Below are 26,135 nucleotides of genomic sequence, written 5' to 3' on the forward strand. Positions count from 1 at the left end.
AGATCGCCGAATCATGGCCGATCCATCATCAATCAGGAAAGGATTCCCCCGGACGACACCCAGGCCAACGGCCCGGAATCCGGGCCAAACACGCGCAGCAAACAGACGCGAGATTCCATTCCGTGAGGTTCGGCGACAGCGGTCGCCGGGCCAACCAGTCCAGGTAAATGGCGCCCAATGACTTCCAAGAACAATCCGGCCACTGCGGTATCCGATCTGACCCTGAGCCCGGCGGCGAACAGCCCGTCGCCATCGCCGTCGAAGCCATTGCCACCCTCGCGTCCGCTGGGCACCCAGCAGTACCTGTACTTCACCGAAACCAACACCGACCGAATCCTCGACAACCTCGACGGCCTGCGTGACCTGGTGTTCCCGCGCCCGCCGCACCTGGAAGGCGACAACGAACAGCACAACGACCAGGAATTCCCGTCGGTGTGCCTGATCGGCCTGGGCCGCTGCGGCTCCAACATCGCCCTGGACGTGGCGGAGCTGGTGTACAACGCGCGCAAGTTCTACCTCAACGAATTCAACAACGAGGACCGGGCCGTCGACCGCCGCTTGGCCGACAAGGGCTACAGCCCGGCCCAGTGGATCCGCACCAACCTGCGGATCGGCCCGAACAAGGCCAGCAAACCGGTGTTCCTGGTGGAGCCGCTGGTGATGCTCGGCGACCTGGACAAGGACATCGCCGGGCGCATCCGCTTCTCGCGCAAGGGCGAGAAGACCGGGTTCCTGCGCGACTACAGCAAGATGAAGATCATGGACCTGTCCGAAGTCCACGCCGGCGGCGCGGGCAACGCACCGATCCTGGGCCAGTACCTGGCCAAGATCATCCTGAACAAGGACACCCAGCGCTTCTCCAGCCCCGACTGGAAAATGATCCACTCGTACCTGATCGACAGCTGCGGCATCAAGGCCAACCAGTCGCGCCTGTACTTCTCGATCTTCAGCGCCGGCGGCGGCACAGGCTCCGGCATGGCCTCGGAATTCGGCCTGGCCCAGCAGCACTCGTACATGAACAAGACGTTCGACACCAAGCCGATGGACGAGCACGACGGCAAGAGCGGCCACTCGTTCGTGTTCGAGCCGATCTTCACCAGCGGCATTTGCGTGCTGCCGAACATCTCCGACCACCGCAGCGAGATGTCCGAAGCGTTGCACATCAACGCCGGCCGCCTGCTGTGCAAGTACCTGTCGGAAGAATGGGATTTCTCGTACAACTTCGCCAACGAAGACAGCAGCGAAGCCAGCGTCATGGGCCGCATCCGCCCTTGGAACGCCATGATGCTGATCTCCAACGACATCATGCGTTACGCCGAAGAGAACGATGACGGCAATATCCAGAACATTGACGTCAATGCGATGGAGAAGCACGCCAACCAGTACATCTCGCAGCAGATATTCAACATCCTGACGGCGCAGGCGGTGACCACCGACTACGACCAGAACTACTTCCGCCGCGCCGGCATCGACATCGGCGAGACCATCCGCCTGGACGCCAACGACCTGTTCATGAGCCTGGCGGGCCCTGTGGCCATCGCCTACGCCGAGTCCGTGGTGCCGGAGACCCCGCCGCCGAGCAGCGACAAGTTCAAGGTCTTCGACAAGGAGCCGCAGCGCCTGAACATCGACGACCTGTTCTTCCGCTCCATCGACCTGCCGCACTTCAACAAGGTCACCCAGGCCATCGAAGGCATCAGCCTGCTGCCGATCGAGTCCAAGCGCTACCGCGCCTCGCTGGAGCAGTACAAGAACTCCGGCTACGACGCGGCGGCCCTGCACGACCTGCACTTCTTCAAGAACTGCTCGTCGGTGGTCTCGATCGTCTCGCTGCCCAAGGACTACAAGCTGTCGTACATGGACCTGAACCGGTTGAAGACCCACCTCAACAGCCTGTTCCCCAACACCACGCTCAAACGCTACGCGCTGGTGATCGGCGCCTCGGCCAACCTGTCGCTGACCACCCTGATCGCCAAGAGCCCGTGCCTGTCGGACGACTTCCTGACCCTGATCGTGGCGTTCATCAAGCGTTGCTTCGCGAAGAACCCGTACCGCTTCGACGAGACCCTGGACAACTCGATCCTGGACTTCATCGTCCACGAGGACTTCGACGAAGACCGGATCGATGACCTGCTCAACGAATTCGAGAACCCGGCGAAGATCCTCGACACCAACTGGTACGCGATCAAACCGATGTACGAGAAGAAGTACCGCGAGCTGATCAACGACAAAGAGAAGTTCGTCTCGATCAACGACATCCGCCTTTCCCGCGATTGCGTGAAGAAAGCGATCAAGTACCTGCGCGAGATCTACCGTCACCGGATCGGCAAGACCAAAGTCATCTCGCTCAACAGCCACACCGGGCGCACCTACTCGGCCTGACTACAGACCGAGTTGCCCCCTTCGCCGGCAAGCCGGCTCCCACAAGATCCAGGTGAACACCATTATTGTGAGCGCCACCAAACCTGTGGGAGCTGGCTTGCCAGCGATGGGGCCAGACAACACCCTCAAAATTTCAGCCCTTCAAACATCCAGAAACAATTGAGCAGCCCTCAGGCTGCCCGATGAACTGTTCCCGTTACGTTTACGTCACCGTGATGCCACCTCCGCTTGTGGCATTTCTCTACGGCAACGTGCCATCACGCTACTCGGCTACACACTTTTCGCCGACGACATCACGCACACAATCGGTGCACGCTGTCACTCCGTCGCCCTTTCCTGGATCAGAATCCACGGCCGCACCACCACTGCCCACATCTCGGGGTCGCGCCCGAAAATGTCCAGCGCCCGCGTTTCAGAGAGCTTGGCGACCTTCTCGGCGGCCAGCCAGGCGGCCACTTTCTCCCCCTCGTCCGACGCCACGGCCTCGGCGACCGCGATCAGATCCAGCCCGGGATCGACCCACAATAGGGCACCCTGGGCATAGAAGCGCTCCAGCTCTTTCCAGCGGATCGATGCGGTTTCACCAAGCAGCTTGGCATAGAGGGTGCTAGGTTCTTGATTCATGGGACTGTCCGGAAAAGAAATCGGCGCGAATGATAACGTCGGTGGTCCGGCAGAAAAACCCGGTAGGAAACGGCTGTACCGAACGAAAAGAGCAGGAACGCCAAGGAATGCCGATGATTGGGGCATAAGCCCCCTGAACGCCCCGCCGCAATTCTGTCTTTTTCTTTCATCAAAGCGACACCCTCAGGATTTGCCCCCTGGCGCCAGCTTCCCAGGCCAACGACCGGCGCTCTACACTGTACCGGTACAGTTGCCGGGGGCATTTCCGGAAGGTATCGCAAAGATATCGGACCCGGTTCTGCTGCTACGGCGCCAGGACTCTAAAAAATACAACAGCAAGAGTGGAGCACTATGACTAAGGCTACTAAGCAGATTTCCAAACTGTTTGCCGCTATGGTTCTGGCCGGGGTGGCCAGCCATTCGTTCGCCGCCGACACCATCAAGATCGGTATCGCAGGTCCCAAGACCGGCCCGGTGACCCAGTACGGCGACATGCAGTTCGTCGGCGCCAAGCAAGCCATCAAGGACATCAACGCCAAGGGCGGCGTCGACGGCAAGATGCTCGAAGCCAAGGAATACGACGACGCCTGCGACCCTAAACAAGCCGTGGCCGTAGCCAACAAAGTGGTCAACGACGGCGTCAAGTTCGTGGTCGGTCACCTGTGCTCCAGCTCCACTCAGCCTGCTTCGGACATCTACGAAGACGAAGGCGTGATCATGATCACCCCGGCGGCCACCAGCCCCGACATCACCACCCGTGGCTACAAGCTGGTGTTCCGCACCATCGGTCTGGACAGCGCCCAGGGCCCTGCGGCCGGCAACTACATCGCCGACCACGTCAAGCCGAAGGTCGTCGCGGTCCTGCACGACAAGCAGCAGTACGGTGAAGGCATCGCCACCGCCGTCAAACAGACCCTGGAGAAGAAAGGCATCAAGGTTGCCGTCTTCGAAGGCCTGAACGCCGGTGACAAGGACTTCTCCTCGATCATCCAGAAACTCAAGCAAAACAACGTCGACTTCGTCTACTACGGCGGCTACCACCCTGAGCTGGGCCTGATCCTGCGCCAGTCCAAGGAAAAGGGCCTGAACGCCAAGTTCATGGGTCCGGAAGGCGTCGGCAACGACTCCATCTCGCAGATCGCCCAGGACGCTTCCGAAGGCCTGCTGGTGACCCTGCCGAAGTCCTTCGACGCCGACCCTGCGAACAAGGCCATCGTCGACGCCATCAAGGCTGACGGCAAGGATCCGAGCGGTCCGTTCGTGTTCCCGGCCTACTCCGCCGTCGAACTGATCGCCGAAGGCATCAAGGCCGCCAAGTCCGAAGACACCGCCAAGGTGGCCGAAGCCATCCACGCCGGCACCTTCAAGACGCCGACCGGCGAGCTGTCCTACGACGCCAAGGGCGACCTGAAGGACTTCAAGTTCGTGGTCTACCAGTGGCACTTCGGCAAGCCCAAGACCGAAGTTTCCCCTCAGTAAGCCTGGCATTACTGGTCAGTGAGCCCACTGTGCGAGCAGTGGGCTTTGTTTTACGAGGTTTATGGGCCAGTCGCCCGCGATCCGGGCGCTGGTTCACCTGAAAATCTTAAAACCGTCACCAGCGGTTCGCTGGCAAACGCTCCGTGCAAATGTGGCCACAGAACACAGCACAGGGCCGGAACATGACTCCACCAGTGAAATGCGTATCGGGTTTTTAGGAGCGCTGTAATGCCTGAGATCTATCATTTTTTCCAACAGCTGGTTAATGGACTGACCATTGGCAGCACGTATGCGTTGATAGCCATTGGCTACACAATGGTTTACGGCATCATTGGAATGATTAACTTCGCCCATGGCGAGGTCTACATGATTGGTTCCTACGTGGCCTTCATCGCCCTTGCCGGGCTGGCCATGATGGGCATCCACTCACTGCCGCTGCTCATGACCGCCGCGTTCATCGCGTCGATCGTCGTCACCAGTGCCTACGGCTACAGCATCGAACGCGTCGCTTACCGCCCCCTGCGCGGCAGCAACCGTCTGATCCCGCTGATCTCCGCCATCGGCATGTCGATTTTCCTGCAGAACACCGTGCTGCTGTCCCAGGACTCCAAGGACAAATCCATCCCCAACCTGATTCCGGGGAGCTTCTCCTTCGGTCCGGGCGGCGCCGAGGAAGTCCTGATCTCCTACATGCAGATCCTGGTCTTCGTCGTGACGCTGATCGCGATGCTCGGCCTGACCACGTTCATCTCCCGTTCCCGCCTGGGCCGCGCCTGCCGCGCCTGCGCCGAGGACATCAAGATGGCCAACCTGCTGGGCATCAACACCAACAACATCATCGCCCTGACCTTCGTCATCGGTGCCGCGCTGGCCGCGGTCGCCGCCGTGCTGCTGAGCATGCAGTACGGCGTGATCAACCCCAACGCCGGCTTCCTGGTGGGCCTGAAGGCCTTCACCGCAGCGGTCCTGGGCGGCATCGGCAGCATTCCGGGCGCGATGCTCGGCGGGCTGGTGCTGGGTGTGGCCGAAGCGTTCGGCGCCGACATCTTCGGCGACCAATACAAGGACGTGGTGGCGTTCGGTCTCCTGGTCCTGGTCCTGTTGTTCCGGCCGACCGGCATCCTGGGCCGTCCGGAGGTTGAGAAAGTATGAGCAAACATCTTAAACAAGCGCTGTTCAGCGCCCTGCTGGTCTGGGCCGTCGCCTTCCCTGTCCTCGGCCTCAAGCTGAGCATCGTCGGCATCAACCTCGAAGTGCACGGCACCGGCCCGCTGACGCTGACCGTCATCGCCCTGTGCTCGGTGCTGATGTTCCTGCGGGTGCTGTTCAGCGAACAGTTCAGTGCGCTGATGCGCACCGACCGCGGCCCGCTGGTCTCGCCCAAGGTCAGTCAGTTCCTGACCCTGCCGCGCACCCAGCGCTGGATCATCGTCGGCCTGATCGTGGTCGCGCTGATCTGGCCGTTCTTCGGCTCGCGCGGCGCGGTGGACATCGCCACCCTGATCCTGATCTACGTCCTGCTGGGCCTGGGCCTGAACATCGTGGTGGGCCTGGCCGGCCTGCTCGACCTGGGCTACGTGGGCTTCTACGCCGTGGGCGCCTACAGCTACGCGCTGCTGTCGCACTACTTCGGCTGGAGCTTCTGGCTGTGCCTGCCGATCGCCGGCCTGATGGCGGCCACCTTCGGCTTCCTGCTGGGCTTCCCGGTGCTGCGCCTGCGCGGTGACTACCTGGCCATCGTGACCCTGGGCTTCGGTGAGATCATCCGTCTGTTCCTGCGTAACCTCACCGACCTCACCGGCGGCCCGAACGGCATCAGCAACATCCCCAAGCCGACCTTCTTCGGCCTGAGCTTCGAACGCTCGGCCAGCGAAGGCATGCAGACCTTCCACGAGTTCTTCGGGCTGACCTACAACCCGGTGAGCAAAGTGGTGTTCCTGTACCTGGTGGCCCTGCTGCTGGCCCTGGGCGCGCTGTTCATCATCAACCGCCTGCTGCGCATGCCGATCGGCCGCGCGTGGGAAGCGCTGCGCGAAGACGAGATCGCCTGCCGCGCGCTGGGCCTGAACCCGACCGTGATCAAGCTCTCGGCCTTCACCCTGGGCGCCAGCTTCGCCGGTTTCGCCGGCAGCTTCTTCGCCGCGCGCCAAGGCCTGGTGACCCCGGAGTCGTTCACCTTCATCGAGTCGGCGATCATCCTCGCCATCGTGGTGCTGGGCGGCATGGGCTCGCAGTTGGGCGTGATCCTCGCCGCCGTGGTGATGATCCTGCTGCCGGAAATGATGCGTGAGTTCAGCGAGTACCGGATGCTGATGTTCGGTGCCCTGATGGTGCTGATGATGATCTGGCGTCCACAAGGTCTGCTGCCGATGCAACGCCCACACATGGAGTTGCGCAAATGAGCCGCGAGATCCTGAAAGTCGAAAACCTGAGCATGCGCTTCGGCGGCCTGCTGGCGGTCAATGGCGTGGCCCTGACCGTGAAAGAGAAACAAGTGGTGGCGCTGATCGGGCCGAACGGCGCGGGCAAGACCACCGTGTTCAACTGCCTGACCGGCTTCTACCAGCCCACCGGCGGCAGCATCCTGCTGGACGGCGAGCCGATCCAGGGCCTGCCGGGCCACAAGATCGCGCTCAAGGGCGTGGTGCGCACCTTCCAGAACGTGCGGCTGTTCAAGGAAATGACGGCCCTGGAGAACCTGCTGATCGCCCAGCACCGCCACCTGAACACCAACTTCCTGTCCGGTCTGTTCAAGACCCCGTCGTTCCGCAAGAGCGAGCAGGAAGCCATGGAGTACGCCGGCTACTGGCTGGACAAGGTCAACCTCAAGGAGTTCGCCAACCGTCCCGCCGGCACCCTGGCCTACGGTCAGCAGCGCCGCCTGGAGATCGCCCGCTGCATGATGACCCGTCCGCGGATCCTCATGCTCGACGAACCGGCGGCCGGCCTGAACCCCAAGGAGACCGAAGACCTCAAGGCGCTGATCAGCGTGCTGCGCGAAGAGCACAACGTCACCGTGCTGCTGATCGAACACGACATGAAGCTGGTCATGAGCATTTCCGACCACATCGTCGTGATCAACCAGGGCACGCCCCTGGCCAACGGCACGCCGGAACAGATCCGCGACAATCCCGAAGTGATCAAAGCCTACCTGGGGGAAGCGTAAATGCTGCAGTTCGAAAACGTTTCCACCTTCTACGGCAAGATCCAGGCCCTGCACAGCGTCAACGTCGAAGTCCGCCAGGGCGAGATCGTGACCCTGATCGGCGCCAACGGCGCCGGCAAGTCCACCCTGCTGATGACCCTGTGCGGCTCGCCCCGGGCCCACAGCGGCAGCATCCGCTACATGGGCGAGGAACTGGTCGGTCTGGACTCGTCGCAGATCATGCGCAAGAGCATCGCCGTGGTGCCGGAAGGCCGCCGGGTGTTTGCCCGCCTGACCGTGGAAGAGAACCTGTCCATGGGCGGATTCTTCACCGACAAGGGCGACTATCAGGAACAGATGGACAAGGTCCTCGGACTTTTCCCGCGCCTGAAAGAGCGTTTCACCCAACGCGGCGGCACCATGTCCGGCGGCGAACAGCAAATGCTCGCCATCGGCCGCGCGCTGATGAGCAAGCCCAAGCTGCTGCTGCTCGACGAGCCGTCGCTGGGCCTGGCGCCGATCATCATCCAGCAGATCTTCGACATCATCGAACAGCTGCGCAAGGACGGGGTGACGGTGTTCTTGGTCGAGCAGAACGCCAACCAGGCGCTGAAGATCGCCGACCGCGCCTACGTGCTGGAGAACGGCCGGGTAGTGATGCAGGGAACCGGCGAGGCGCTGCTGACCGATCCTAAGGTGCGCGAGGCGTATCTGGGGGGGTAAGCGGTTGCGGTGAACAGGAAACGGCCCTTCGGGGCCGTTTTTTTGTGCCTGTCATTTACCGTGCTTGACTGTCAGAAATTACAGGTACCTAGATCCGTTCACGATGACCGCCCGGCGCTTATGCCCGGGTGCTCTATACGACTCAAATCCACTGTAGGAGCGAGCCTGCTCGCGATGGCGGTGGGTCAGCCAACGAATTCGCCGACTGACGCGACGCCATCGCGAGCAGGCTCGCTCCCACAGGAAAAATCGGCGCATCGAAGATTTTTCGAAAAAAATTCGGGATCGCGTGTAACGCATCGCGAGGTCGTTTCTCTAGTGGGGCAAGCAAGCGCACTTCGCTTGCAGAACCCAAACCCAACCGGAGAAACACCATGACCGCCACCACCCGCACCCTGTCCGCCACCGCCCTCGTCCTGGCCCTCGGTTCCGCCCTGAGCCTGGCCACTGTCTCCACCGCCCACGCCGCCGACGACAACATGGAGAAATGCTTCGGCGTGGCCATGAAAGGCAAGAACAACTGCGCCGCCGGCCCAGGCACCACCTGCGCCGGCACCGCCAAGATGGACTACCAGTCCAACGCCTGGAAACTGGTGCCGAAGGGCACCTGCACCACCACCGAGAGCAAGACCTCGCCGACCGGCTTCGGCCAGCTCGAAGCGTTCAAGGCCAAGGCCTGATCCGACGGCTGCCCGAGTGTCGATCATGATCACATCCTGCGACCATGCCCTCCCCCGCACTCGGGCAGCCCTCACCGGGCTCCCGGCCCGTGCCGGCCTGGGGCTCAAGACCGGGCACTTCGATGAAGTGCTCGACACCCGCCCGGACATCGGCTTCTTCGAGGTCCACGCCGAAAACTACATGGTGGCCGGCGGCCCGTTCCATCACTTCCTGGGGCTGATCCGCGAACGCCATCCGCTGTCGCTGCACGGCGTCGGACTGTCCATCGGCGGCGAAGGCCCGCTGGACGCCCGGCATCTCCAGCGTCTGGCGGCGCTGATCGAACGCTACCAACCCCATGCCTTTTCCGAACACCTGGCCTGGTCGAGCCACGGCCCGGTGTTCCTCAACGACCTGCTGCCCCTGGCCTACGACACACCGACGCTGAACCGCGTCTGCGACCACATCGACCAGGTGCAAAACGCCCTCAAGCGGCCGATGCTGCTGGAAAACCCCGCCACCTACCTGGCCTTCCGGCACTCGACCTTCGACGAAGCGGACTTCCTCCACGAAATCATCCGGCGCAGCGGCTGCAGCCTGCTGCTGGACGTCAACAACGTCTACGTTTCCTGCATCAATCATCAGCGCGATCCGCTGGCCTACCTTGAGGCGCTGCCGCTGCACGCGGTCGGCGAGATCCATCTGGCCGGTTTCGCCGAAGATGCCGACAGCCTCGGCGACCGCCTGCTGATCGACGACCATGGCGCCCCCGTCGACCAGGCAGTCTGGGCCCTGTACCGGCAAGCGCTGCAACGCACCGGCCCGGTGGCGACCCTCATCGAACGGGACAATCACGTCCCGGCCTTCAATGTGTTGCTGGCCGAGGCGCGCCAGGCCGATGAGATGCTGCTGGCCGCAGGGGGGCACCCATGAGCGATCAAGCTGTGTTCAGCGCAGCCTTGCTCGATAGCCGCCGGCCCTGCCCCGAAGGCCTGTGCAGCGCCAACGGCGCCGACCCGGCGAGCCGTTTCGCGGTGTACCGCAACAACGTGCAGAGCTCGTTGATCAGTGCCCTGGCCGACAGCTACCCGGTGGTGGCCGAACTGGTCGGCGACGATTTCTTCCGGGCCATGGCCGCGCTGTTCCTGCAGGATCAACCGCCCCGCAGCCCGGTCATGAGCGAGTACGGCGAAGGCCTGGCGGACTTCATCGAGGGTTTCGAACCCGCCGCCGGTGTGCCTTATCTGGCGGATGTCGCCCGGCTGGAACGCCTGCGCACCGTCGCCTATCACGCCGCCGATGCCCCGCCGCTGCCCCATGAGCGGATCGCCGACGCCTTCGCCGATCCCGGCACCGTCAACGATCTGTGCATCGGCCTGCATCCCTCGCTGCACCTGCTCGATTCGGCCTTCGCCGTGGTGGACATCTGGGCTGCGCACCAGCAGGACGCAACGCTAGCCGGGATCGACCTGGCCTGTGCGCAGCACGCGCTGATCCTGCGCCACGGCCTTGACGTCGAGGTGTTCGCCCTCGAGCCCGGCGCAAGCCGCTTCATCCGCCGCCTGCTTCACGGCCAACCGCTGGGGCAGGCACTGGCGGACCTTCCGGCCTTCGACCTCAGCCAGACCCTGGCCCTGCTGATCAGCCGAAACGCCATCACCCACTTGAACCCCAAGGTGTCGCCATGAGCCACTTGATCGCCCGCGCCATCGCGCTGCTGGAACGGATTCCCCACAGCCTGATCGCCTTCATCGCGCGTTTTTCCATTGCCGCGGTGTTCTGGAAATCCGGACAGACCAAGGTCGAAGGCCTGGCCATCGACCTGATCGACGGCACCTTCGAACCCGGCTGGCCGCACCTGGCGGACTCGACGGTGCCGCTGTTCCAGAGCGAATACCACGTGCCGCTGCTGTCGCCGGAACTCGCCGCGCACCTGGCGGCGTTCGCCGAGCACTTCTTCCCGATCCTGATCCTGCTCGGTTTCGCCACCCGCTTTTCGGCGCTGGCGCTGCTGGGCATGACCCTGACCATCCAGTTGTTCGTCTACCCGGACGCCTACCCGACCCACGGCACCTGGGCGGCGCTGTTGCTGTACCTGATGGCGACGGGGCCTGGCAAGCTGTCAATCGACCACCTGATTGCCCGGCTGAACAAATGACTGCCTGTGTGGGAGCGAGCCTGCTCGCGATGGCGGCGGGTCAGTCAGTACATGCGTCGGCTGACACAGCGCCATCGCGAGCAGGCTCGCTCCTACAGGGATGGCGGCCTGGCCGCTAAAGCCTGTCCAGCGCCTCGCCGCTGCGCTTGAACCAGCCGACCAGGTAGTCCGCCAGCACCTGGGTGCGCTTGGGCAGCCCGCCCTGATACGGATGCACCAGGTACATGGGCATACGCCGGGTCTGGAAATCCCGCAGGAGCCATCGCAACCGACCGTCAGCCAATTCCGTCGGCAAAAGGTACGACGGCAGCCGGGCGATGCCGGCGCCAGCCAGCGCCGCCTTCTTCAGCAGGTTGTAGTGGTTGCTGGCAAACGGCCCGGACACCTTCACCCGAAGCAGTTCGTGCCGCTGGTGGTACAGCCATTCCTCGCGGCCGCTGTAGTGGCTGTTGAGCAGGCAACGGTGCTCGGCCAGCGCCTGCGGAGTCGCCGGCTCGCCGTAGCGTTCCAGGTAGGCCGGACTGGCGCAGGTCATTTCCTGCCAGGCCAACAGTGGCCTGGCCACCAGCCGCTCGTCGTTGGCCACGTCGGTGCGCACGGCCAGGTCAAAGCTGTCCCGGGCCAGGTCACGGAAGTTGTTGTTCAGCTCCAGTTCGATCTGCACGTCGGGGTACTTCTGCGAAAACTCCAGCAACAGGCCGTCGAAGAACGTCTCTCCCAGGGACACCGGCACCGTCATGCGCACCGGGCCGGCCATGTCGTCCTTGAGCCGCGCCAGCGCCTGACGCGCGCGCTCCGCCTGGGCGACCAGCGCCTGGGCCTGCGGCAACAGCGCCGCGCCCGCCGCCGTCAGGCTCAGGCGTCGGGTCGTGCGCTGCAGCAAGACCACGGAAAACTGCGCCTCCAACTGACTGATGCGCTTGGACAACTGCCCCTTGCTGCAGCCCAGCCGCTGCGCCGCCAGGGTGAAGCTGCCGGCCTCGATCAGCACGGCGAACGCCGCCAGATCATCCATTTCGCTCATGGATTGTTTCCACCTGAAAACCAAAGGTTGCCCATTAGTGCGCTTATCTGCGGAAAAAACCACTCTAGACTCAAGGCTCGTTCAATCACTTGAGGCAACCCACGATGAAAATCCTGTTGATCGGCGCCGGCGGCACCATCGGTTCGGCCGTGGACAAAGAACTGTCGCAACGCCATGAAATCATCCGCATCGGCCGCAGCAGCGGCGATTTCCAGGTCGACATCAGCGACAGCGCGTCGATCCGCCAACTGTTCGAAAAGACCGGCAAGTTCGACGCGCTGGTCTGCGCGGCCGGCAACGTCACCTTCGCCGCGCTGAACGAAATGAGTGAAGACAGCTTTGCGCTGGGCCTGAAAGACAAGCTGATGGGCCAGGTGAACCTGCTGCTGATCGGCCGCGAGTTCGCCAACGACGGCGCGTCGTTCACCTTCACCTCCGGCGTGCTCAGCCATGACCCGATCCGCACCGGCGCCTCGGCGGCGCTGGTCAACGGCGCCCTCGACAGCTTCGTGCGCGCCGCCGCGATCGAACTGCCGCGCGGCCTGCGGGTGAACTCGGTCAGCCCGACCGTGCTGGTGGAAGCCATGGGCAGCTACGCCCCATACTTCCGGGGCTACAAGCCGGTTCCTGCGGTGGACGTGGCATTGGCCTACGCCAAAAGCGTCGAGGGCTTGCAGACAGGTCAGACCTTTCACGTGGGCTGACCCCTTGTGATGAACGGTCAGGCTGCGTAACGTGGCGGCACCTGACTGGAGAGCCAAAGATGCGTGTCGCCCGTTCGTTGATCGTTGTTGCCTTGCTGCCGTTGTTTGCCGCGTGCCAGTTGTTCGACGGGGCGCGGCAAAGCGCCTCGCACGTCGGCCAGGTTCGGATGCAGGGCCAACTGATCGCCGCCGACGGCAAGCTGATGTTCGAGTCCTGCCAGGACCGGCGCCGCTATGAGGTCAACGACGTCGGCGGCACCAGCGTCCTGCAGGAGGCCGCCACCCTCGCCGACGAGCAGGGCAAGCTGTTCGCCGACGTGCGCGGCAAGGTCGCCGGCGACCGGCTCGACCTGGCCCGACTGTACCGCGTCGAGCGCTCGGGCACTGCGTGCGACGATCCGAACTTCAAGCTGCTGATCCTGCGCGCGGCCGGCCATGGCCCGGAGTGGAGCGTGAAAGTCAGCGGCAAGGGCATGGCCATCGACCGCGAAGGCCAACCGCCCCTGGCCGTGCCTTACGTCGAGGAGCAACTGGGCGACGGCCGCTTCAACCTCAGCAGCGAGGCCGACAACCGTCGGATCGAGCTGTGGGTGGCGCCGCAGCGCTGCGTCGACGGCCGCACCGGCAGCGTGCAGCCCATGAGCGCCGAGTTGCGCATCGACGGCAAGGCCGAGCGCGGTTGCGCGTATTTCGGCGGCTCCCGCGACGACTGATCGTTTAACCTCACGGGATCCGGCCGATGCGGCGTATAATCGCCGCCTTCAAACGCCCTGGCGCAGTTGTGCGCCCCGCGAACCGGATCCTGCCATGTTACGAATCACCGAACTCAAGCTGCCGCTCGACCATCCCGACGAAGACCTGCGCACCGCCATCGTGCAGCGCCTGGGGGTCGCCAGCGATGACCTGCTCGACTTCACCCTGTTCAAGCGCAGCTACGATGCGCGCAAGAAATCCTCCGAACTGAGCTTCATCTACACCATCGACCTCAACGTGCGCGACGAGGCCAAGGTGCTGGCGCGCTTCGCCGACGACCGCAACGTCAACGAGGCCCCGGATGTCAGCTACAAGTTCGTCGGCCAGGCGCCGGCCGACCTGAGCGAACGGCCGATCGTGGTCGGCTTCGGCCCGTGCGGCATCTTCGCCGGCCTGCTGCTGGCGCAGATGGGCTTCAAGCCGATCATCCTGGAGCGCGGCACCGAAGTGCGCCAGCGCACCAAGGACACCTGGGGCCTGTGGCGCAAGAGCGTGCTCAACCCCGAGTCCAACGTGCAGTTCGGCGAAGGCGGCGCGGGCACGTTCTCCGACGGCAAGCTGTACAGCCAGATCAAGGACCCGAAGTTCCTCGGCCGCAAGGTGCTGCACGAGTTCGTCAAGGCCGGCGCGCCGGAAGAGATCCTCTACGTCAGCAAGCCGCACATCGGCACCTTCCGCCTGACCGGCATGGTCGAGACCATGCGTGAAGAGATCCGTGCCCTGGGCGGCGAAGTGCGCTTCCAGCAACGCGTCACCGACGTGCTGATCGAAGACGGCCAACTGGTCGGCGTCGAACTGGCCAGCGGCGAGATCCTGCACTCGAAACACGTGGTTCTGGCCCTGGGCCACAGCGCCCGCGACACCTTCCGCATGCTCCACAGCCGTGGCGTGTTCATGGAGGCCAAGCCGTTCTCGGTGGGTTTCCGCATCGAGCACCCGCAGTCGCTGATCGACCGCGCGCGGCTGGGCAAGTACGCCGGCCACCCGAAACTCGGCGCCGCCGACTACAAGCTGGTGCACCACGCCAAGAACGGCCGCTCGGTCTACAGCTTCTGCATGTGCCCGGGCGGCACTGTGGTGGCGGCGACCTCCGAGCCGAACCGGGTGGTCACCAACGGCATGAGCCAATACTCGCGCAACGAGCGCAACGCCAACTCCGGCATCGTCGTCGGCATCACCCCTGAGGTCGACTATCCGGGCGGCCCGCTGGCGGGGATCGAGCTGCAGGAACGCCTGGAGTCCCACGCCTTTATCCTCGGCGGCAGCGACTACAAGGCACCGGCGCAACTGGTCGGCGACTTCATCGCCGGCAAGCCGTCCACCGAACTGGGCGAGGTCGAGCCGTCCTACAAGCCGGGCATTTCGCTGGGCGACCTGGCCCTGGCGCTGCCGGACTTCGCCATCGAGGCGATCCGCGAAGCCCTGCCGGCGTTCGAGAAGCAGATCCGCGGCTACTCGCTGCACGACGCGGTGCTGACCGGGATCGAGACCCGCACCTCGTCGCCGCTGCGCATCACCCGCAACGAGTCGTTGCAGAGCCTGAACGTGAAGGGGCTGTTCCCGGCCGGCGAAGGCGCAGGCTATGCCGGCGGGATCCTGTCGGCGGGCGTCGACGGCATCCGCATCGCCGAAGCCGTGGCCCGCGACATCCTGGGCCTGGAGGCCTGACGGAGCCACCGCAAAACCTGTGGGAGCGAACCTGCTTGCGATGGCGGAGCATCAGTCAATGGATGAGTTGGCTGATGTACCGTCATCGCGAGCAGGCTCGCTCCCACTTTGTTTGGTGCGACTGCCTCAGATGTTGGCGCGCAGCACCGATTCCGGCAGCGCCTCGCCCCGCTCGGCGCTCGCCGCCACTGCCGCGATCAGCCCGTCCAGCGCATACCCCTGGGCCTTGAGCCAGGCCGGGTCGTAATAGGTGTCGGCATAGCGCTCGCCGCCGTCGCACAGGATCGCCACGATCGACCCCGTCTCCCCCGCCGCCTTCATCTGCTGGGCCGCCATCAGCGCGCCGATCAGGTTGGTGCCGCTCGAACCGCCCACATGCCGTCCCAGACGCTTGGCCAGGTAATGCATGGCCGCCAGCGACAGGGCGTCCGGCACCTTGACCATCGCATCGATCACCTTGGGCAGGAACGACGCCTCGACCCGCGGCCGGCCGATGCCCTCGATCCGCGAACCGTGGCTCAGGCGCAGACTCGCGTCGCCGGTCCGGTAGAAATCGAAGAACACCGAACGCTCGGCATCGGCGCACAGCACGCGGGTGCAGTGCTGACGGTAGCGCACGTAACGGCCCAGGGTCGCGGTGGTGCCGCCGGTGCCGGGGCTGGAGATCAGCCAGGCCGGCGTCGGGTGCTGCTCGTAGCGCATCTGCTGGAAGATCGATTCGGCGATGTTGTTGTTCGCCCGCCAGTCGGTGGCGCGCTCGGCGTAGGTGAACTGATCGATGAAGTGGCCGTCGTGCTCGCGGGCCAGACGCTCGGACTCGGCGTAGATCTGCGTCGGGTCGTCCACCAGATGGCTCTGGCCGCCGTAGAAGGCGATCTGGGCGATTTTCTCCTTCGACGTGGTCGCCGGCATCACCGCGATGAACGGCAGGCCCAGCATGCGGGCGAAATACGCCTCCGAAATCGCCGTCGAACCGCTGGACGCCTCGATCACCGGCGCCCCGGGCTTCAGCCAACCGTTACACAACGCGTAAAGGAACAGCGAACGGGCCAGGCGGTGTTTGAGGCTACCGGTGGGGTGGCTCGACTCGTCCTTGAAGTACAGCTCGATGCCCGGGAACCCCGGCAGCGGCAAGGGGATCAGGTGAGTGTCGGCGCTGCGCTGGAAGTCCGCTTCGATGATCCGGATGGCTTCGCGGGCCCACTGTCGGTTGTCGCTCATGGCTGTCGTTCTCGTTGAATCGGGCAGGAATCGCCTTCGCAGGCTCAGTCCGCAAGCTTAGGAAAAATCCCTCACGATCAACAGATACAGCTGACCGCCAATACCTTTGGCAACTGCTAGGCTCAGCCCGCACCGTATCCCGCTCTGTAACGACATATAACAAAAAAGAATATAACTTTTGTTTTAACAACTAACGGTACGGGTTAGGGTGTCCCACCTTTTTGACGAATCCGATGGAGAGCGACCTTGCCTCTGCGTAGCACTTTCACGCGTTTCTTTCAGTTGGAAGCTGCCAGCGGTCTGTTGTTGATCGCTGCAGCCGTCCTGGCCCTGATCATCAACAACTCGCCGTTGTCGTGGCTGTACGCCGGCCTGCTCGACACCCCGGTGGTGGCGCAGGTCGGGGCGCTGAAGATCGCCAAGCCCCTGCTCCTGTGGATCAACGACGGCCTGATGGCGCTGTTCTTCCTGCTGATCGGCCTGGAAGTGAAGCGCGAAGTGCTCGACGGCCAGCTGTCGAAACCGTCGCAGATCGTCCTGCCCGGCGCGGCGGCCATTGGCGGCATGGTGGTGCCGGCGCTGATCTACTGGTTACTCAACCGCGACAACCCGGCGGCCCTGGGCGGCTGGGCGATCCCGACCGCCACCGACATCGCCTTCGCCCTCGGCGTGCTGGCCCTGCTGGGCAAGCGAGTGCCGGTGTCGCTGAAGCTGTTCCTGATGACCCTGGCGATCATCGACGACCTGGGCGCCATCGTGATCATCGCGATCTTCTACTCCGGCGCGCTGTCGACCCTGTCGCTGGCCCTGGCGGCCGCGTGCATCGCGGCGCTGGTGGCGATGAACCGGCTCGGCGTGGTCAAGCTGGGGCCGTACATGATCGTCGGGCTGATCCTGTGGGTGTGCGTGCTGAAGAGCGGCGTCCATGCGACGCTGGCCGGCGTGACCCTGGCCTTCTGCATTCCGCTGCGCACCCGCAACGCCGAGCCGTCGCCGTTGCTGAGCCTTGAACACGCCCTGCATCCCTGGGTGGCCTACGGCATCCTGCCGCTGTTCGCCTTCGCCAACGCCGGCCTGTCCCTGAGCGGCGTCACCGTCGAAAGCTTCACCCACCACGTGCCGATGGGCATCGCGGTCGGCCTGCTGCTGGGCAAGACCGTCGGCGTGTTCGGCCTGACCTGGCTGGCGGTCAAGACCGGCCTCGCCGCCCTGCCCCAGGGCGCCAACTGGGGCCAGGTGCTGGGCGTGGCGATCCTCTGCGGCATCGGTTTCACCATGAGCCTGTTCGTCGGCTCCCTGGCCTTCGTGCCGGGCGCCAGCGACTACGTCGGCATGGACCGGATGGGCATCCTGACCGGCTCGATCCTCGCGGCGCTGATCGGCTACGCCGTGACGGCGGCGGCGAGCAGGAAGACCGCGCTCACCTGAGCCCACCTGTAACAAGGGAGCCTGCTCCCTCGTTACACGCTCACGGCGAACAATCCCCACTTCATCGCAGATACGTCCTACAGCCACGCTTTGTTCCCTTCGCTAACGTCGTGCAGCCCCTTCGTCGGGGCTGTCGATGCATGAACGAAAGGACGATCAGTGGCTGGCAGAAAGGACATCCCCAAGATTCCCAACCCGCCGTCGGGCGACGGACATCTCATCACCCACCGCTACATGACGGCCACCGAACTGGCCGAGCGCGAGGCCCGGCAGAGCGCCTACGACGCCATGCTTGCGCGGCAGGCGGCTTTCGAACGCAGCCGCGAGACAGCCGCCGACAAGCCTGAACCGGTTCGCGCCGGTTGCGTGTTCGCCAAGTCCTGCAAATTGCCGGACGCGGTCATCGACTACGCCAATCCCTCCGGCATGGTGCCGACCGACAGCCTGAAGGACTACGGCGACCTGATCCTGCTCGGCGCCCGCGAGGCCGATGCCAGCGGCGGCGTGCCCCTCAGGAAAATCAGCGGCGCGGCCATCCCCGCAGGCCTGGGCACGTTCGCCCTCGCCGGTTCCCTGTTCGAAGCCTTGCCGACCGTGGCCGCCGGCACCGCTGCGGCCACGCTGACGGGACTGGTGGCATTGCTGATGCCGTTGAGCCTGGGCGACAGCGCGCTCTACACCGACGACCAACTGCGCGCCCTCAAACAGGCCCGCACCCGCGTGCGCCTGCGAATCGAACAGCAGGAGGACGGCAACCTCAAGGGTTACGGCTTCTACACCGGCAAGCACCGCGACTGGGAAATGGTCGACGTCGTGCAGTTCGCTCCGCGCGGCAACCAGTACACCGCAGACCTTGGCGAAGGCATTGAACTGATCTGGACACCGGCCAACGACGGCGCCGACACCCTCGGCATCCCGGCCCTGGAAGCCGCCCCGCAGGCGCCGCACATCTGGGTGTACCCGCCGACGGAAGCGGCGGACAGCATTCTGGTGAACCCGGTCTATCCGCCGGAATATCGGGATTTCATTCTGGTGTTTCCGGCGGATTCTGGGGTCAGGCCGGTTTACATTGTGGTGAGCGCTCCGCACGGCAACTACCATCAAAAGCCAAGTTTTCTACCTGCCTTTCCCGATGCGCGCTGGGCGACCCCAAAAACCCCGATAAAGGGAGGTGGAGGGTTACGTCCACGTTGGAAAGATAGAGACGGCACCATTTACGAATGAGACTTCCAGCATGGAGCGGTTGAAACATATACAAAGCGGGGGAAGCATCTTGGTGAGTTCAACCATGAAACGGGTGCTCAGACCAAACCTGCAGATCCAACCAGAAAGGTAGAACCATGAGACATCGGATAATGGGCGTCAAAAAGGGGGAGGATTTCCCGGAGTATGAAAAGAGCATTTCAATTGGTGCTGCAGAACTGAAAATCATCATGGGCTGGATCAATCAGGAGGAGAGCATGCATGACTATCGACTGACAGAGCAGCAAATGTGTGACATTGAGAAAGCGACCGCCCTGACTCTGCCGAGAAATCTCGATTTGTATTTGACCTCAGAGTCGTAAGGCTGAGCCCGGCCGCTTCGTGAACAATCAGCACACAAAGAAAAACCCCGACCGGTCACCCGGTCGGGGTTTTCTTCAACTGCAATCCGCTTAGTGCGAAACGCGGCTGGTGCCACCCACGGTGGAGATGCGTACGCGCTCGCCCACGCGGAACACTTCGTTCGGCTGCACTTCCTGCACGTAGGCGCGCATGCTGCCGTCGTCTTCGCGAACGGTGATCTCGACGCCCTGGGTGCGGGTCAGGCCTTCTTCGGCGGCGGAGCCGACCAGGCCGCCGGCCACGGCACCGATGACCGCCGCCACGATGCTGCCTTTGCCGCCGCCGATGGCGCTGCCGCCGACGCCGCCCACCGCTGCACCGGCGAGGCCGCCGATCGGGGTCTTGGTGCCTTCGATCTTCACCGGACGCAAGGATTCGATGGTGCCCATGCGAATCGTCTGCACGCGACGCGCTTCGTCACGGGAGTAGGTGTCGCCGGTCAGGCTCGACTGGCAGCCGGTGAGCAGCATCGCCATCGTGGAAAAGGAAGCAACCAGCAGGACAGACTTACGCATAGGATCAACTCCAAAGGACAGGTATTCATTAAACTCCGCAGCTTGACGCCTGTCACGGCGCCGCCCGGATTAAATTGGTTTCATTCAGGCCCGGTACAGGCGCCTCAAACGATTCACCCAACAGTAGCGCCAAAATCGGAAAACCGCGCCACAGCCCCAAGGATTTTCATGGATTACTTCATCATCGTCGCCACAACCGTTGCCGGTCTGTACTTCCATGGGTGGCTGTACGTGCGAATCAAACGCTGGATGGATCGCGATCTGGCATTGTCGCTGGCCGGCAAGGACGAAAGCAAACGCGCCTTCATGCTTGAACGCTTGGCACAGGCTCAAAAACAGAAGATCAAGCGTCGGGATCTGCCGCAGTGGCTCAAGGCCGCCGCGGCAGACTATCCCGAGCGGTAGACTGCCTACGGCGCCAGACGTTCCAGAATCCAGCCGGCGCCCTGCATGCGATAGTTGAGGCGATCGTGCAGACGGCTCGGACGGCCCTGCCAGAACTCGATGCGCTCGGGAAGCAGACGGTAACCGCCCCAGTGTTCAGGGCAGTCCGGCTGGGTGTCGCTGAAGCGCTGCTCGGTGGCCTTGAGCAGATCCTCCAGTTCCCCCCGCCCGTCGATCACCCGGCTCTGCGGCGACGCCCAGGCGCCCAGGCGGCTGCCCAGCGGGCGCACCTGATAATACGCGTCGGACTCGGCCGGCGTGACCTTGACCACCCGGCCTTCGATCCGCACCTGGCGCTCCAGGGTAGGCCAGAAGAACGTCATGGCGGCGAATGGGTTCGCCGCCAGATGCTGGCCCTTGGCGCTGTCGTAGTTGGTGAAGAAGGTGAACCCCTGCTCGTCCAGGCCCTTGAGCAGCAGAATGCGGCAATGCGGACGGCCGTCCGCATCGACCGTCGCCAGGGTCATGGCGTTGGCCTCCACCGGCGCCTGTTCGGTTTTCACCGCGTCGGCGAACCATTGGTGAAACAACGCGAACGGCTCGGCCGGGGCTTGCGCCTCGGTCAGGCCGTCACGGGTGTAATCACGACGCATATCTGCCAGAGCCTGGGTCATGGCGCATTCCTTTTCGTTAACGGATCACTTCTTTGAAGTATCGGCCGCGGCGACTTTCTTGTCGGCCGTGGCGGCTTTGGCCGGTGCGGTCTTCTTCACCGGGGTTTTCTTGGCCGGAGCCTTGGCGGCGGCTTTCTTGGCCGGGGCCTTTTTGGTGGCCGGCACGGCGGCTTTCTTGGCGGCCGGGGCCGGCGTCACCGGTTTGGCGGCTGGCTTGACGTCTTGCGCGGCGACCATGGTCACCGGCTTCGGCGCCGGCATGTTGTATTTGCTCAGCAGCGCGACCATGGTGTTCTGCGGGGTCACCAGCAGCTCGACGCGACGGTTCAGGGCACGGCCTTCGGCGCTGTCGTTGGCCGCACGCGGCGCTTCGGAACCCATGCCGCGCAGCATCAGGCGGTCACGCTGCAGGCCGCTGAGGCGGAAGATCGCCGCCACGGCCTGGGCACGTTCCTGGCTCAGCTTGATGTTGGCCGGGGCGGCACCGGTGGTGTCGCTGTGGCCGAGCACCAGCACGGCGGTCTTGGGATCCGCTTCGAGGATCTTCGCCACGCGGGTGAACGGACCGAGGGTGACCGGCAGCAGCATCGCCGGACGATCCGGGTTGAACGAGCCTTCCACCGGCGCCGTCACCACCAGCACGTTTTCGCGGCGCTCCAGTTGCAGGTTGCTTTCCTTGATCGCCTCGCGCAGGCGCGGCTCGTAGTCGTCGAGCCAGGCCTGGGTGACTTTCGGGTCAGGCATCGGCGCGGCCTTGGCGCTGGTGTCCTGATCCTTGCCGCCGAACGGCCACCACCACTTGCCGCCCTTGTCGGCGTCGGCCTTGGCCACGGCGACCGGTTTGGCTTCGGGTTTCGCTTCAGGCTTGGCCTCGGCCTTGACGTCGGCCTTGGCGTCGTCGGAACCGAACGGCCAGTACCAATGGCTGCCGCTTTCGGACTTGGCCACAGGCGCAGTGACGGCGGGCTTCAGCGGTGCCGGGGCCGGTGCCGGCTCTTTCGCCGCGACCTTGTCGGAGGAGCCGAACGGCCACCAGCTGCCGCCGTCGGCGTCGCTTTTCGGGGTCTGAGCGCAACCGGTGATCGCAAAACACAGGGCCAGGGCGAGAGTTGGTTTGGAAGACATTGGAAACCCACAAAATGAAGTGATGAACAACCGGCACGGGTCGGCCCGGATAAACAGACGCTTTGAATCGAAAAAACGGATGAGGTTCCGGCCCTGGAACCTCCGGCAATGCTTTACAGACAAGTGGCTAGCACCCGCGCCAGCTTCTGCGCGCGCGGATCCATCAAGACGTACGGCCCCAAGGTATTTGTCACAAAACCGAACGCGACATCGTGCTCCGGATCAGCAAAACCGACGGAACCGCCCGCCCCCGGATGGCCGAAGGCGCGCGGGCCGAGGCCGTAGGTGGCGTTCGGCACGTCGGGCTGGTCGAGCATGCAGCCGAGGCCGAAACGGGTGCGGGTCAGCAGGGTCTTGTCCTCGCCGAGGCTGTGTTCGCGGGTCAGCTCGTCGAGCATTTCGCCTTCCAGCAGGCTGCCGTCGAGCAGGCCGGCGTAGAACCCGGCCAGGCTGCGCGCATTGCCGTGGCCGTTGGCCGCCGGCTGCTGCATGCGCCGCCACTCCGGCTTGTTGGTGCTGGTGAGCACCGACGGCGGGTTGGTGAAGGCGCGGGTAGTCATGGCGGTCGGCTCGCGCATCGTCACCTGCAGCAGGCGCTGAGCGGCGGCATCACCGACGTTGCCCTTGCCCCGGGCGATATGGGCCACGCGATGGAATTCTTCGTCGGCCATGCCGACATGGAAGTCCAGCCCCAACGGCTTGGCGATCCGCGCCACGATGGATTCGCCCGGCCCGCGTCCGTCGGCGCGGCGCAGCAGTTCGCCCACCAGCCAGCCGTAGGTGATCGCGGCGTAGCCGTGGCCGGTGCCCGGCGTCCACCACGGCGCCTCCGCCGCGAGGGCGTCGACCATGGTCTGCCATTCGTACAGGGCTTGCGGGGCCATCAGCTCGCGCAGGGCCGGTAGGCCGGCCTGGTGGCAGAGCAATTGGCGCAGGGTGACGGATTCCTTGCCGGCGGCGGCGAATTCCGGCCAGTAGCGGGCGACGGGAACGTCCAGCTGCAACTTGCCTTCGGCCACCAGTTGCAGCGCCGTGACGGCGGCGAACGGCTTGGTGCAGGAGAACAGGTTGGCGATGGTGTCGCTGTGCCAGGCTTCGCTGCCGTCCTTGTCGGCGGTGCCGGACCAGAGGTCGAGGACGGTCTCGCCGCCGACCCGGATGCACAGCGCCGCGCCGCGCTCCTGGGGATCGTCGAACAATGCCGCGAAGGCGTCGCGCACCGCTTCGAACTGAAGCTCGTAATGTCCCTGAATCTGCACCCGCAACTCCCCCGCCCAAACGCTCTACAAAGTGGCCGGCATTGTTCCAGCCCTTGAGGGTTTTGGGAACTGCTGCGGGCCGGGCGGTTGTGCGGCCGAAGTGAGGATCGGAGGTTTTCGGCTGCGGCCGGCCTCACCGCCAGCAGGCCGGCTCCCACAGCCGTTGACTGCAACGCAATCCCTGTGGGAGCCCGCCTGCTGGCGATGGTGTCAGTGGCCGTTGCCCGAGTGCCCCCCGGCATGGCCGGCGCCCGGCCCCTTGCCGGCCTCGCCCTTGCGCCCGCCTTCGGCTTCATGCCCGGCGTCGCTCACAGGTCGCGCAGCCTCTTTGCCGATCTGCCCGACGGTCGCCAGGTTGCTCTTGCGCACCGCCTCGACAAAGCCCTGGAACGGCAGGTCGGTCACGCCCACCAGGCCGAAGTGGCCGTTCTCGCCGTCCAGCAGGCGTCCGGTCACCGGTTGGTCCAGGTACTGGAACCAGTGCACGCCGACGATCGCCGGCTCGCTCAGGGCCTGCTTGAGGAAGTTGGCGTAGGCCGGGCCGCGGTCCTCTTCCTTGGCCAGCGGCGTCACACCGCCCCAGAACGGGCCGCGGTCGGTGGAGCCGAAGTTGAATTCGGTGATCAGCACCGGTTTGTCCAGTTCACGCAACGCGGCGAAGTCGTAGCCGTCCTGGGGCTTGAGGGTGTACAGGTTGAAGCTCAGCACATCGCAGAACTGCGCGCAGGAGGCCACGGCTTCCGGGGTGCTGACGGCAAAGCGGCCGCCGAGCAGCATCTGGTTCGGCGCATGCCATTTGAGCGAATCGGAAATGGTCTTGAAGTAGGTGTCGGCGAACACTTTCTGGAAGTACTTGAAGTCGGCCTCGATCTCCGGGTGCTCGGCGCTCGGCAGCGGCGGCACGAAGCCCGGATCCTCCATCAGTTCCCAGGCCGGCAGGTCGATGCCCCAGGCCTTGGACAGGCCTTCCTGGTTGCGGTACTTGTCCCGCAACTGCTTGAGGAAGGCGCGCTTGGCCGGCACGTCGGTGGTCATTTTCAGGGTGCCGTAGGCCAGGGCGTAGCGCGACTTCGGGTCGTCGCCGGGGCCGGCCCAGGCCAGTTCGTTGTCGGCGTAGTAGCCGATCAGCCACGGATCGTCGCGGTGGTCGCGGGCGGCGATGGCCACGGCGCGCTCGGTGGCCATGGCAAAACGCGGGTCGAACGGGTCGGGCATGCCGCCCCACCAATCGTTGCCGGTGCTGATGCTGGTGTAGTCGCCGACGATGGACAGCGGCAACGTGTAAGGCATGCGCTGGGCGTTGCCCAATGGAGAAGCGCTCCAGTTGCCCACGGTGTTGAAGCCCCAGGCCAGCAGGCGGTCGAGGGTGTGGGCGGTCCAGCGCTTCTCGTCGATCGTGGCCTTGCACGGCACGGCGGCGGCAGCGGCCGCCTCGGCATCGGGTTGGCTCTGCACCTGCGTGGCGCAAGGATCGCCGTTCAAGCGTTGCAGGTTGGCGCCATAGAAATCGTACCAGCGCCCGACGTTGTAGCCGCGCCCCTGATCGGCGCCGTTGCCGCCGCGGTTGTCGCCTTCGCCGTAATGGTTGGCCAGCGGTTGGTCGGGCTTGGGCAGGGATTCGAACATCCATTCGCGCCCGGCGACGTAGGTCGGGTTCACGTCCGGGCTGACGGTGTTCACCCCCAGCGAGTAGAACGGATGGCCTTCCGGCGTCACCAGATACCAGCGACCGTCACGTTTTTCGGTGTGGAAGAAACCGCTGGCCTTGAACGCCGGGCCGCCGGTCGAGCCGCCGAACCTGTCCAGCGGCGCCTTCTCGCGTTCCGCCAGCCAGCCTTTGAGTTGCTGCTGTTCCTTGGCGGCGGCGGCCTTGAGCTGTTCGTCATTGGCGACCTTCTCCGGCCACTTGCCCCGGGTGGATTGGCCATAGGCATCCACCAGGTTGCCGTAGGCGGCCTTGACCGCCTCGTCGCCGTCCTGCACGCCGAAGCGCTCCAGCAACAGGCTTTGCGCAGCCTTGGGCCGATCCAGCGACAGGCTGACCGACACCACCTGGCTGCGATCCAGTTCGCCGCTGCTGCCGGCCAGCAGGATCCGCTGGCCGTCGACGGTCATCGGCATCGGCGGCGCGGCCTTCATGCCCTGGCTCAGGGGCGAGCTCGCGGTCAACGGCACCAGTAGGGTCTGCGCGGGGCCCGCCGGCAGGTCGACGCGGCTGGTCAGGGTCTTGCCGTCGTTGCTCTGGATCTGCACGTAGACAGTGACGGCCCAGTCCATGGCACTCTGCAGGCGCAGGCTCATCATGCCGGACTGCGACCAGTCCCAGGCGCCGGTCTGCGGGGCCAGACGCAGGGTCGGACGGGCGGCCGGGCTGAACGTCACCCGGCGCAGCACTTCGCCTTCGGGCGTCTGCTCGGCGTTGGCCTGGGGCAGGTCGGCGTTTTCGGTGGTCACCTTCACCACGTCGGCGGGACGGACGAAATTGAACAGGGTCTGCTGGCCGATTGGCGCCGCCAGCAACGGGGCGGCGAACATCAGGGCAAAAGCGGCAGGCAACGAACGGCGAATCATAAGAACGGAATTCTCCCTAGCGACCCGTGAAGG

General features: G+C 64.4%; 24 protein-coding genes and 1 pseudogene. 17 read left to right on the forward strand and 8 right to left on the reverse strand.

Annotated elements, in window-relative coordinates; translation table 11 throughout:
- Nucleotides 1-177: 177 nt before the first annotated feature.
- The gene (locus CAG33_RS05725; RefSeq protein WP_085581664.1) at nt 178-2,382 is read left to right on the forward strand and encodes a hypothetical protein; all 2,205 of its coding nucleotides are present in this window, start codon (nt 178-180) and stop codon (nt 2,380-2,382) included.
- A 318-nt stretch (nt 2,383-2,700) separates the two neighbouring features.
- Here the strand turns inward: CAG33_RS05725 and CAG33_RS05730 are convergent, their stop codons facing one another.
- Nucleotides 2,701-3,006: a DUF2288 domain-containing protein gene (locus CAG33_RS05730; RefSeq protein WP_085581662.1), complete on the reverse strand. Its 306-nt coding sequence runs from the start codon at nt 3,004-3,006 to the stop codon at nt 2,701-2,703.
- Between the two features lie 351 nt (nt 3,007-3,357).
- On the opposite strand from CAG33_RS05730, the gene CAG33_RS05735 reads away from it, so the two are divergent.
- The 9 genes from CAG33_RS05735 to CAG33_RS05775 all read left to right on the forward strand — a co-directional run bounded on the left by CAG33_RS05735 (nt 3,358) and on the right by CAG33_RS05775 (nt 11,171).
- A complete protein-coding gene (locus CAG33_RS05735; protein WP_085581660.1) occupies nt 3,358-4,485 on the forward strand; it encodes a branched-chain amino acid ABC transporter substrate-binding protein in 1,128 nt (375 codons plus the stop codon).
- A gap of 228 nt (nt 4,486-4,713) precedes the next feature.
- Complete coding sequence (livH, locus tag CAG33_RS05740) at nt 4,714-5,637, forward strand: high-affinity branched-chain amino acid ABC transporter permease LivH (protein WP_085581658.1); 924 nt, start codon at nt 4,714-4,716, stop codon at nt 5,635-5,637.
- Nucleotides 5,634-6,887, forward strand: coding sequence for a high-affinity branched-chain amino acid ABC transporter permease LivM (locus CAG33_RS05745; protein ID WP_085581656.1), 1,254 nt, complete (start codon nt 5,634-5,636; stop codon nt 6,885-6,887). The genes livH and CAG33_RS05745 overlap by 4 nt, the downstream gene beginning before the upstream one ends.
- Nucleotides 6,884-7,651: a high-affinity branched-chain amino acid ABC transporter ATP-binding protein LivG gene (gene livG / locus CAG33_RS05750; protein ID WP_085581654.1), complete on the forward strand. Its 768-nt coding sequence runs from the start codon at nt 6,884-6,886 to the stop codon at nt 7,649-7,651. Before CAG33_RS05745 ends, livG begins: the two co-directional genes overlap by 4 nt.
- Entirely contained in the window at nt 7,652-8,353 is a 702-nt protein-coding gene (locus CAG33_RS05755; RefSeq protein WP_085581652.1) for an ABC transporter ATP-binding protein, read from the forward strand.
- Nucleotides 8,354-8,727: 374 nt separating this feature from the next.
- Nucleotides 8,728-9,033, forward strand: a complete 306-nt coding sequence (locus CAG33_RS05760) for a DUF2282 domain-containing protein (protein WP_085581650.1) — start codon at nt 8,728-8,730, stop codon at nt 9,031-9,033.
- A gap of 25 nt (nt 9,034-9,058) precedes the next feature.
- Nucleotides 9,059-9,946, forward strand: a complete 888-nt coding sequence (locus tag CAG33_RS05765; protein WP_085637310.1) for a DUF692 domain-containing protein — start codon at nt 9,059-9,061, stop codon at nt 9,944-9,946.
- Complete coding sequence (locus tag CAG33_RS05770; RefSeq protein WP_085637313.1) at nt 9,943-10,701, forward strand: DUF2063 domain-containing protein; 759 nt, start codon at nt 9,943-9,945, stop codon at nt 10,699-10,701. The genes CAG33_RS05765 and CAG33_RS05770 overlap by 4 nt, the downstream gene beginning before the upstream one ends.
- Nucleotides 10,698-11,171, forward strand: a complete 474-nt coding sequence (locus CAG33_RS05775) for a DoxX family protein (protein ID WP_085581644.1) — start codon at nt 10,698-10,700, stop codon at nt 11,169-11,171. The genes CAG33_RS05770 and CAG33_RS05775 overlap by 4 nt, the downstream gene beginning before the upstream one ends.
- A gap of 115 nt (nt 11,172-11,286) precedes the next feature.
- On the opposite strand, the gene CAG33_RS05780 is transcribed toward CAG33_RS05775, so the two are convergent.
- Nucleotides 11,287-12,195, reverse strand: a complete 909-nt coding sequence (locus CAG33_RS05780; protein ID WP_085581642.1) for a LysR family transcriptional regulator — start codon at nt 12,193-12,195, stop codon at nt 11,287-11,289.
- Nucleotides 12,196-12,299: 104 nt separating this feature from the next.
- Here CAG33_RS05780 and CAG33_RS05785 point away from each other — a divergent pair, with 104 nt between their 5' ends.
- From CAG33_RS05785 to CAG33_RS05795, 3 genes are all read left to right on the forward strand, one after another.
- Nucleotides 12,300-12,899: a short chain dehydrogenase gene (locus CAG33_RS05785; protein WP_085581640.1), complete on the forward strand. Its 600-nt coding sequence runs from the start codon at nt 12,300-12,302 to the stop codon at nt 12,897-12,899.
- Between the two features lie 59 nt (nt 12,900-12,958).
- Complete coding sequence (locus CAG33_RS05790) at nt 12,959-13,612, forward strand: COG3650 family protein (protein ID WP_085581638.1); 654 nt, start codon at nt 12,959-12,961, stop codon at nt 13,610-13,612.
- A gap of 94 nt (nt 13,613-13,706) precedes the next feature.
- Entirely contained in the window at nt 13,707-15,320 is a 1,614-nt protein-coding gene (locus CAG33_RS05795) for an NAD(P)/FAD-dependent oxidoreductase (RefSeq protein ID WP_085581635.1), read from the forward strand.
- A 126-nt stretch (nt 15,321-15,446) separates the two neighbouring features.
- Here CAG33_RS05795 and CAG33_RS05800 read toward each other — a convergent pair whose 3' ends face one another.
- Nucleotides 15,447-16,541, reverse strand: coding sequence for a PLP-dependent cysteine synthase family protein (locus CAG33_RS05800; RefSeq protein WP_085632160.1), 1,095 nt, complete (start codon nt 16,539-16,541; stop codon nt 15,447-15,449).
- A gap of 246 nt (nt 16,542-16,787) precedes the next feature.
- Here CAG33_RS05800 and nhaA point away from each other — a divergent pair, with 246 nt between their 5' ends.
- The 3 genes and pseudogenes from nhaA (at nt 16,788) to CAG33_RS05815 (ending at nt 19,534) form a co-directional block, all read left to right on the forward strand.
- Nucleotides 16,788-17,969, forward strand: a complete 1,182-nt coding sequence (gene nhaA / locus CAG33_RS05805) for a Na+/H+ antiporter NhaA (protein WP_085637316.1) — start codon at nt 16,788-16,790, stop codon at nt 17,967-17,969.
- 159 nt (nt 17,970-18,128) lie between these two features.
- Nucleotides 18,129-19,313 (forward strand): annotated as a pseudogene (locus CAG33_RS05810) (S-type pyocin domain-containing protein).
- 11 nt (nt 19,314-19,324) lie between these two features.
- A complete protein-coding gene (locus CAG33_RS05815; protein WP_170929959.1) occupies nt 19,325-19,534 on the forward strand; it encodes a hypothetical protein in 210 nt (69 codons plus the stop codon).
- A gap of 90 nt (nt 19,535-19,624) precedes the next feature.
- Here CAG33_RS05815 and CAG33_RS05820 read toward each other — a convergent pair whose 3' ends face one another.
- Nucleotides 19,625-20,089, reverse strand: a complete 465-nt coding sequence (locus tag CAG33_RS05820) for a glycine zipper 2TM domain-containing protein (protein WP_085581628.1) — start codon at nt 20,087-20,089, stop codon at nt 19,625-19,627.
- Nucleotides 20,090-20,257: 168 nt separating this feature from the next.
- Here CAG33_RS05820 and CAG33_RS05825 point away from each other — a divergent pair, with 168 nt between their 5' ends.
- The gene (locus CAG33_RS05825; RefSeq protein WP_085581626.1) at nt 20,258-20,494 is read left to right on the forward strand and encodes a hypothetical protein; all 237 of its coding nucleotides are present in this window, start codon (nt 20,258-20,260) and stop codon (nt 20,492-20,494) included.
- Nucleotides 20,495-20,499: 5 nt separating this feature from the next.
- On the opposite strand, the gene pdxH is transcribed toward CAG33_RS05825, so the two are convergent.
- The 4 genes from pdxH to CAG33_RS05845 all read right to left on the reverse strand — a co-directional run bounded on the left by pdxH (nt 20,500) and on the right by CAG33_RS05845 (nt 26,102).
- A complete protein-coding gene (gene pdxH, locus CAG33_RS05830; RefSeq protein WP_085637319.1) occupies nt 20,500-21,147 on the reverse strand; it encodes a pyridoxamine 5'-phosphate oxidase in 648 nt (215 codons plus the stop codon).
- A 24-nt stretch (nt 21,148-21,171) separates the two neighbouring features.
- A complete protein-coding gene (locus CAG33_RS05835) occupies nt 21,172-22,272 on the reverse strand; it encodes an OmpA family protein (RefSeq protein WP_085632152.1) in 1,101 nt (366 codons plus the stop codon).
- Between the two features lie 113 nt (nt 22,273-22,385).
- Entirely contained in the window at nt 22,386-23,531 is a 1,146-nt protein-coding gene (locus CAG33_RS05840; protein ID WP_085637322.1) for a serine hydrolase domain-containing protein, read from the reverse strand.
- A 210-nt stretch (nt 23,532-23,741) separates the two neighbouring features.
- A complete protein-coding gene (locus CAG33_RS05845) occupies nt 23,742-26,102 on the reverse strand; it encodes a beta-galactosidase (protein ID WP_085637325.1) in 2,361 nt (786 codons plus the stop codon).
- Between the last annotated feature and the right edge of the window lie 33 nt (nt 26,103-26,135).

The organism is Pseudomonas sp. B3(2017), from assembly GCF_002113595.1.
Taxonomy (GTDB): domain Bacteria; phylum Pseudomonadota; class Gammaproteobacteria; order Pseudomonadales; family Pseudomonadaceae; genus Aquipseudomonas; species Aquipseudomonas ekonensis.

What these genes read in the sequence shown, in the direction of transcription:
- CAG33_RS05745 (WP_085581656.1), top strand. Translation starts at nt 5,634, where the DNA reads ATGAGCAAACATCTTAAACAAGCGCTGTTCAGCGCCCTGCTGGTCTGG.
- livH (WP_085581658.1), top strand. Translation starts at nt 4,714, where the DNA reads ATGCCTGAGATCTATCATTTTTTCCAACAGCTGGTTAATGGACTGACC.
- CAG33_RS05845 (WP_085637325.1), bottom strand. Translation starts at nt 26,102, where the DNA reads ATGATTCGCCGTTCGTTGCCTGCCGCTTTTGCCCTGATGTTCGCCGCC.
- CAG33_RS05765 (WP_085637310.1), top strand. Translation starts at nt 9,059, where the DNA reads ATGATCACATCCTGCGACCATGCCCTCCCCCGCACTCGGGCAGCCCTC.
- CAG33_RS05825 (WP_085581626.1), top strand. Translation starts at nt 20,258, where the DNA reads ATGGATTACTTCATCATCGTCGCCACAACCGTTGCCGGTCTGTACTTC.
- CAG33_RS05785 (WP_085581640.1), top strand. Translation starts at nt 12,300, where the DNA reads ATGAAAATCCTGTTGATCGGCGCCGGCGGCACCATCGGTTCGGCCGTG.
- CAG33_RS05835 (WP_085632152.1), bottom strand. Translation starts at nt 22,272, where the DNA reads ATGTCTTCCAAACCAACTCTCGCCCTGGCCCTGTGTTTTGCGATCACC.
- CAG33_RS05730 (WP_085581662.1), bottom strand. Translation starts at nt 3,006, where the DNA reads ATGAATCAAGAACCTAGCACCCTCTATGCCAAGCTGCTTGGTGAAACC.
- CAG33_RS05775 (WP_085581644.1), top strand. Translation starts at nt 10,698, where the DNA reads ATGAGCCACTTGATCGCCCGCGCCATCGCGCTGCTGGAACGGATTCCC.
- CAG33_RS05755 (WP_085581652.1), top strand. Translation starts at nt 7,652, where the DNA reads ATGCTGCAGTTCGAAAACGTTTCCACCTTCTACGGCAAGATCCAGGCC.
- CAG33_RS05770 (WP_085637313.1), top strand. Translation starts at nt 9,943, where the DNA reads ATGAGCGATCAAGCTGTGTTCAGCGCAGCCTTGCTCGATAGCCGCCGG.
- CAG33_RS05800 (WP_085632160.1), bottom strand. Translation starts at nt 16,541, where the DNA reads ATGAGCGACAACCGACAGTGGGCCCGCGAAGCCATCCGGATCATCGAA.
- CAG33_RS05735 (WP_085581660.1), top strand. Translation starts at nt 3,358, where the DNA reads ATGACTAAGGCTACTAAGCAGATTTCCAAACTGTTTGCCGCTATGGTT.
- CAG33_RS05795 (WP_085581635.1), top strand. Translation starts at nt 13,707, where the DNA reads ATGTTACGAATCACCGAACTCAAGCTGCCGCTCGACCATCCCGACGAA.
- CAG33_RS05780 (WP_085581642.1), bottom strand. Translation starts at nt 12,195, where the DNA reads ATGAGCGAAATGGATGATCTGGCGGCGTTCGCCGTGCTGATCGAGGCC.
- CAG33_RS05790 (WP_085581638.1), top strand. Translation starts at nt 12,959, where the DNA reads ATGCGTGTCGCCCGTTCGTTGATCGTTGTTGCCTTGCTGCCGTTGTTT.
- CAG33_RS05815 (WP_170929959.1), top strand. Translation starts at nt 19,325, where the DNA reads ATGGGCGTCAAAAAGGGGGAGGATTTCCCGGAGTATGAAAAGAGCATT.
- CAG33_RS05820 (WP_085581628.1), bottom strand. Translation starts at nt 20,089, where the DNA reads ATGCGTAAGTCTGTCCTGCTGGTTGCTTCCTTTTCCACGATGGCGATG.
- pdxH (WP_085637319.1), bottom strand. Translation starts at nt 21,147, where the DNA reads ATGACCCAGGCTCTGGCAGATATGCGTCGTGATTACACCCGTGACGGC.
- livG (WP_085581654.1), top strand. Translation starts at nt 6,884, where the DNA reads ATGAGCCGCGAGATCCTGAAAGTCGAAAACCTGAGCATGCGCTTCGGC.
- CAG33_RS05725 (WP_085581664.1), top strand. Translation starts at nt 178, where the DNA reads ATGACTTCCAAGAACAATCCGGCCACTGCGGTATCCGATCTGACCCTG.
- CAG33_RS05760 (WP_085581650.1), top strand. Translation starts at nt 8,728, where the DNA reads ATGACCGCCACCACCCGCACCCTGTCCGCCACCGCCCTCGTCCTGGCC.